The sequence below is a fragment of the Kitasatospora sp. NPDC047058 genome, from assembly GCF_040643935.1.
Taxonomy (GTDB): domain Bacteria; phylum Actinomycetota; class Actinomycetes; order Streptomycetales; family Streptomycetaceae; genus Kitasatospora.
Genome location: NZ_JBEYVJ010000420.1, coordinates 1 through 5590, shown reverse-complemented (window position 1 = coordinate 5590; position 5590 = coordinate 1). Strand labels below are relative to the sequence as shown.

Genomic DNA, 5590 nt, shown 5'->3' with positions numbered 1-5590 from the left:
ACGGGGCCCTGATGCGGGCCTGACCCGGGCCTGACCCGGATCCGACGGGGCCCTGATGCGGGCCTGACCCGGGCCTGACCCGGATCCGACGGGGCCCTGATGCGGGCCCGGCCCGGGTCCGACGCGCGCCCGGCCCGGGCCTGATCCGGGTTCAGGGCGTGGCCGCGGCCTCCGCCGCCGTGCGCAGGGTGTCGAGGAAGGCGGCGGTGGCCGGTGGCACCGAGCGGCCGCGGAGCGTCGCCGTCTGCACCAGGCGGACGGGCGTGTCCTCGGGGTGCAGGGGGACGAGGGCGAGGTCGGGGCGCGCGGCGCGGGCGGCGAGGGCGGGGATGAGCGTCACCCCGAGCCCGGCGGAGACCAGCCCCAGCTTCGCCGTCCACCCGGCCACCGCGTACTCGACGCGCGGGCGGAAGCCGCTGCGGACGCAGGCGGCCAGCAGGGTGGACTCGGTCTGCCGGCTGGCCGCGATCCAGTCCTCCCCGGCGAGTTCGGCCAGCCGCAGCCGGTGCCGGGCGGCCAGCGGGTGGTCCCGGGGGAGCGCCACCAGGACCGGATCCTCGGCCAGCGGGCGGAGGTCGTACAGCTCGTCGTCGTACGGGTGGCCGGGGTAGCCGGTGATGACGGCGAGGTCGATCTCCCCGTCCTGCAGCCGGCCGAGCAGCTCCGCCGAGAGCCCCTCGGTGAGCGAGATCGCGACCTGCGGGTGGGCGGCGCGGAAGGCCGCCAGCGCGCCGGGCACCAGCGCCGCGTTGGCGCTGTCGAAGGCGCCGACGCGCAGCCGGCCGAGCGTCAGTTCGGTGAGTGCCGCCAGGTCGCGCCGGCTGCCGTCCAGCCGGTCGAGCAGCGCCTCGGCGTGCGGCAGCAGGGCCCGGCCGTGCTCGGTCAGCCGCACGCCGCGCGCCAGCCGGTCGAACAGCTGGGCCCCGAACTCTCCCTCCAGTGTGGAGATCTGACGTGATACCGCGGACTGGGTGTACCCCAGCCGTTCCCCGGCAGCGGTGAACGATCCCAAGTGGGCGGCGGTGCGGAAGACTTCGAGCCAGGCCATGTCCATAGCGCATGGCTACCATGCGGGACATTCGTTTGTCGCCTGGCTCCGCCGCGCCTAGCGTGGTGGCCATGGAGAAGATCGCATTCCTCGGACTCGGCCGGATGGGCCTGCCCATGGCCCGCCGGCTCGCCGCTGCCGGACACCCGTTGACGGTGTGGAACCGCACGCCCGCCAAGGCCGACGGCCTCGAAGCGGCGGCCACGCCCGCCGAGGCGGTTCAGGGCGCCGGCCTCGTCATCACCATGCTGGCCGACCCCGCGGCGGTGGAGGCGGTGGCCGCGCGCTTCACGGCGGAGCTGGCGCCCGGCACGCTCTGGATCGACATGTCGTCCATCGGCCCGGTGGCCACCGCCGCCCTGCGGGCCCAACTGCCGGACGGCACCGGCCTGGTGGACGCGCCGGTGCTGGGCAGCGTGGGGCCGGCCGCCCGCCAGCACGGTCAGTCCGCCGGCGGGCGGCCGCCCCGAGGAGCTCGACCGGGTGCAGCCGGTGCTCGGCCACCTCGGCACGGTGGTGCGCTGCGGCGGCCCCGGTTCGGGTGCGGCGCTCAAGCTCGTCGTGATGAGTGCGATGGTCGGGGGAGTCGCGGTGGTCGCCGAGGCGCTCGCGGTGGCCGACTCGCTCGGCCTGCCGGAGGAGCTCACGCTCGGGGTGCTCGCGAAGGGGCCGTTGGGCGGCGCGGTGGCGCGGGCCCGCGCCCTGGACTCCGAGTTCCCGGTCCGGCTGGCGGCCAAGGACCTCGCGCTGGCCGGCGGCGGCCCGGTCCTCACCGCCGTGCGCGAGCTGCTGCTGGCCCATCCGGACCTCGCCGAGCAGGACCTCGCCCGGGTGGTCGACGCGGTCCGGCGCTGACCCCCGCCCGGTCGTGCGCTGACCCCCGTCCGTCCGTACGCTGCCGCCGGGCCGGCCCGCCCCCTGTGCCGGGCCGGACCGGCGGCAGCGCCGGGTCAGACCGCCCAGCGGGAGACGGAGAACCCTGAACCGGCGCGCCGCACTTCGGCCGCCGCGGAGCCGCCGAAGTGCGCGGGGATCACCAACTCCCGCTGGTCCGCCGCCCGTTCCAGGACGCGCAGCCGGCTGGCGGCGGCCTGCTGCTGGTCCTCGCAGAAGCAGCTGTTGCAGGAGGGGTGCAGGATCTGTACCGGGCTGTGCAGCAAGTCGCCGACGAAAACGGCCCGTTCGCCGCGCGAGGCGAGCCGCAGCACGGAGGAGCCGGGGGTGTGGCCGGGTGCCGCCTCCAGGGTGAGCGCGTCGTCGATCCGGTGGCGGTCCTCCCACAGCATCGCCTGCCCGGCCTGCCGGACCGGCAGGATGCTGTCGGCGAACATGTGGTACCCGTCGCTCTGCGGGTCGGTGGCGGCCTCCAGGCCCGCGAAGTCGGCGGCCGGCAGGAGGTAGAGCGCGTTGGGGAAGGCGGGCACCCAGGCGCCGTCCCGGTCGACGGTGTTCCAGCCGACGTGGTCGGCGTGCAGGTGGGTGTTGACCACGGTGTCGACGTCCTCCGGCTGCACACCCGCGGCGGCGAGCAGGGCGAGGAGGTCGCCCTGCCGCTGGTGGAAGTGCGGCGAGTCGGGCCGTTCACGTCCGTTGCCGACACCGGTGTCCACCAGTACGGTCCGCCCGCCGTGGCGGATCACCCAGGTCTGCAGCGCACCGACGTAGCTGTCGGTGGCCGGGTCCCAGTGGTCGGGCGCCAGCCAGTCCTCGTTCTCCTTCCAGGTGGCGGCCGTCACCCCGGGCACGATGACCGGGGCCGGTGTGAACGGCCCCTGAAACTCCCGGACCCTGATGATCTCGGCGTCGCCGAGCACGATCGGCTCCATGCTTCCCTCCCGCGAAGTCCCGCGACGGCGCTCCCGCCCCCGCTCTGCACCCTGAGCCTAGGGAGCACTGGTTGAGCTGCTCAATGCCTGAATGGCTCACCCGACTACGCGATCCGCTCATCGGTGCGCCGTGCGGGCTAGGATGGCCGCATGGACGTGGTGAGCGACGCGATTGCGGCCGTGCGGATCGGGCGGCCGTCCTCCACCCGGCTGCGGGTGACGGGCCTGTGGTCCACCCGGATCCCCGCGTACGACGGGGCCGGCTTCCACGTCGTGCTGGAGGGCGGCTGCTGGCTGCTGCCGGACGGTGGCGGTCCGGTGAGCCTGGGCGCCGGCGACGCGGTGCTGCTGCCGCACGGGACGGGCCATGTGATGGCGGCCGAACCGCTGGAGCCGGCCGAGGCGGAACGGGCGGTGCCCGTCGACCGGCTGCTCGGCCCGGGCCGGCCGGTGCCGCCGCCCGCCGGTCCGCCGTCCGGTCCGCCCGCGGGAGCGGCCGGGCAGGGCGGCCCGGTGGCCGAGCTGCTCTGCGGCAAGTACCGGCTGGACCACAGCCGCAGCCACCCGCTGATGCGCGAGCTGCCGGACGTCGTCCACCTGCCGAACCGGGTCGGCAGCCACCCCCAACTGCGCTCCGCCGTCGAGCTGTTGGGCGGCGAGCTGGTCGACGACGGGCCCGGTGCGGCGCTGGCGGTGCCCAGCCTGATCGACCTGCTGCTGGTGTACATGGTGCGTGCCTGGCTGAGCCGCGAGCCCGGCGACGGCCCGGCCGCCCCGGTGGCCTCCGGTCCCTCGGGAGCCGTGGCTGCGGTGGACGCGGTGGATGCGGTGTCCGCCGGCGGCCGCTGGCCCGCAGCCCTCGGCGACCCGGTGGTGGCCGCCGCCCTGCGGGCCGTGCACGAGGATCCGGCCCGCGCCTGGAGCGCCGACGGCCTCGCGGCCGCGTCGGGCGTCTCGCGCGCCACCCTGACCAGGCGCTTCACCGCGCTGGTCGGCCAGCCGCCGATGGCGTACCTGGCCTGGTGGCGGATGACCCGGGCCGCGACGCTGCTCCGGCAGACCGACGATCCGCTGGACGCGATCGCCCGCCGGGTCGGTTACAGCACGCCCTACGCCCTCTCGCACGCGTTCAGCCGCCTCTTCGGCACCACCCCGGGCCGTTACCGGGCCCGGGTTGCGGGCGGGGCGGGCGCCGACTGAGGTGACTGGTGTGACAGTCCGCGATCGCTGGTCCAACTCTTGAACGCAAGAGGCGACCACCCCTCTTCTTGTCAGAGGAATGTGATGGCGCTGCGAAGGGCTGGTGATGGCGGGACCCTGGTTCGACCATCTCAGGTCCGTACCAGGTCAGCGTTGCCAGTCGCGCGATTTCGTCCGTTCTGTCATGTCCTGTCATGGTGCCGTTCGGAGTTTCCTCCAAGTTTCGATCGCGGGTAGGCGTTCACGAAGATAACGAAAAGCCCTCGACTGGCCGCTGCTTGGATTTACTTATTGACGCCATGCGTGACGGCCGGATTAACTCCTCCCACCCCGCCGCAGTGTTGCGGCACCGTCAGGGAGGCACCCCCCACATGAACGCAATGACGCGCCGCCTCGTCATCGGCACCGCCGCGGTTTCGATGGCCCTGTCCATGGCCGCCTGTGGCAAGGCCGGCGGCGACAAGAAGGACAGTGCCAGCGCCGGTGACACCAAGTCGATCGGCCTGCTGCTCCCGGAGAACGCCTCCTCCACCCGGTACGAGTCCTTCGACCGGCCCTTCATCGAGGCCAAGGTCAAGGCGCTGTGCGCGGACTGCAAGGTGCAGTACAGCAACGCCGAGGGCAGTGCCGCCAAGCAGAAGCAGCAGTTCGACACCCTGATCGCCCAGGGCGTGAAGGTCATCATCCTGGACGCCTTCGACGCCAAGTCCACCCAGTCCTGGGTGAAGGAGGCGGCCGACAAGGGCGTGAAGGTCGTCGCCTACGACCGCCTCGCCACCGGCCCCGTCTCCGCCTACGTCTCGTTCGACAACGAGAAGGTCGGCGAGCTCCAGGGCCAGGCCCTGGTGGAGGCGCTCGGCGCCAAGGCCGCGGACGCCAACATCGTCATGATCAACGGTGACGAGGCCGACCCGAACGCCGCCAAGTTCAAGTCGGGTGCGCACAAGGCGCTGGACGGCAAGGTCAAGAAGGTCGTCTACGAGCAGTCCGGTGAGTGGAAGCCCACCGTGGCCGGCCAGAAGATCGGTGCCGCGATCACCCAGTTCGGCAAGGACGGCTTCCAGGCCGTCTACTCGGCCAACGACGGCATGGCGGGCGCGATCATCACCCAGCTGAAGTCCGCCGGGATCGCCGTCCCGGTCGGCGGCCAGGACGCCGGCCTCGACGCCGTCCAGCGGATCGTCGCGGGCGACCAGTCCTACACCATCTACAAGGCCTACAAGCCGCTCGCCGAGAGCGCCGCCGAACTGGCCGTCAACCTGCTCCAGGGCAAGGACGTCAAGGCCGTCGCGTCGTCCACCATCGACAGCGACACCGACAAGGGCATCCCGGCCAAGCTGCTGGACCCCAAGGTCGTCACCAAGGCGAACATCGCCGACACCGTGATCGCCGACGGCCTCTACAAGGCCACCGACATCTGCACCTCCGACTTCGCCGCCGCCTGCACCGCCGCCGGCATCAAGTAACACCCCCGCCGGGCGCCGCGGTCCCGGCGCTCCCCCCGACCCCCGGGGAG

The 5590-nt window shown here is 73.3% G+C and carries 5 protein-coding genes and 1 pseudogene; 4 read left to right on the top strand and 2 right to left on the bottom strand.

What is annotated here, in order from left to right; all coding sequences use genetic code 11:
- Positions 1 to 151 precede the first annotated feature (151 nt).
- On the bottom strand, positions 152 to 1048 hold the full coding sequence (locus ABZ885_RS34415) for a LysR family transcriptional regulator (protein ID WP_360197651.1): 897 nt from the start codon (positions 1046 to 1048) through the stop codon (positions 152 to 154).
- An 11-nt stretch (positions 1049 to 1059) separates the two neighbouring features.
- On the opposite strand from ABZ885_RS34415, the pseudogene ABZ885_RS34410 reads away from it, so the two are divergent.
- Positions 1060 to 1428, top strand: a pseudogene (locus ABZ885_RS34410) (NAD(P)-binding domain-containing protein); the annotation flags it as partial.
- A gap of 103 nt (positions 1429 to 1531) precedes the next feature.
- Positions 1532 to 1903, top strand: coding sequence for a hypothetical protein (locus tag ABZ885_RS34405; protein ID WP_360197648.1), 372 nt, complete (start codon positions 1532 to 1534; stop codon positions 1901 to 1903).
- Positions 1904 to 1998: 95 nt separating this feature from the next.
- Here the strand turns inward: ABZ885_RS34405 and ABZ885_RS34400 are convergent, their stop codons facing one another.
- Positions 1999 to 2874, bottom strand: a complete 876-nt coding sequence (locus tag ABZ885_RS34400) for an MBL fold metallo-hydrolase (RefSeq protein ID WP_360197645.1) — start codon at positions 2872 to 2874, stop codon at positions 1999 to 2001.
- 150 nt (positions 2875 to 3024) lie between these two features.
- Between ABZ885_RS34400 and ABZ885_RS34395 the strand changes: the two genes are divergently transcribed.
- Positions 3025 to 4074 carry an AraC family transcriptional regulator gene (locus tag ABZ885_RS34395; protein WP_360197642.1) on the top strand — a complete coding sequence of 350 codons (1050 nt, stop codon included), beginning with the start codon at positions 3025 to 3027 and terminating at the stop codon, positions 4072 to 4074.
- 371 nt (positions 4075 to 4445) lie between these two features.
- The gene (locus ABZ885_RS34390; RefSeq protein WP_360197639.1) at positions 4446 to 5540 is read left to right on the top strand and encodes a substrate-binding domain-containing protein; all 1095 of its coding nucleotides are present in this window, start codon (positions 4446 to 4448) and stop codon (positions 5538 to 5540) included.
- The last annotated feature ends 50 nt before the right edge of the window (positions 5541 to 5590 follow it).

Coding starts and splice junctions, on each gene's coding strand:
- ABZ885_RS34415 (WP_360197651.1), bottom strand. CDS start 1,048: ATGGCCTGGCTCGAAGTCTTCCGCACCGCCGCCCACTTGGGATCGTTC.
- ABZ885_RS34400 (WP_360197645.1), bottom strand. CDS start 2,874: ATGGAGCCGATCGTGCTCGGCGACGCCGAGATCATCAGGGTCCGGGAG.
- ABZ885_RS34395 (WP_360197642.1), top strand. CDS start 3,025: ATGGACGTGGTGAGCGACGCGATTGCGGCCGTGCGGATCGGGCGGCCG.
- ABZ885_RS34390 (WP_360197639.1), top strand. CDS start 4,446: ATGAACGCAATGACGCGCCGCCTCGTCATCGGCACCGCCGCGGTTTCG.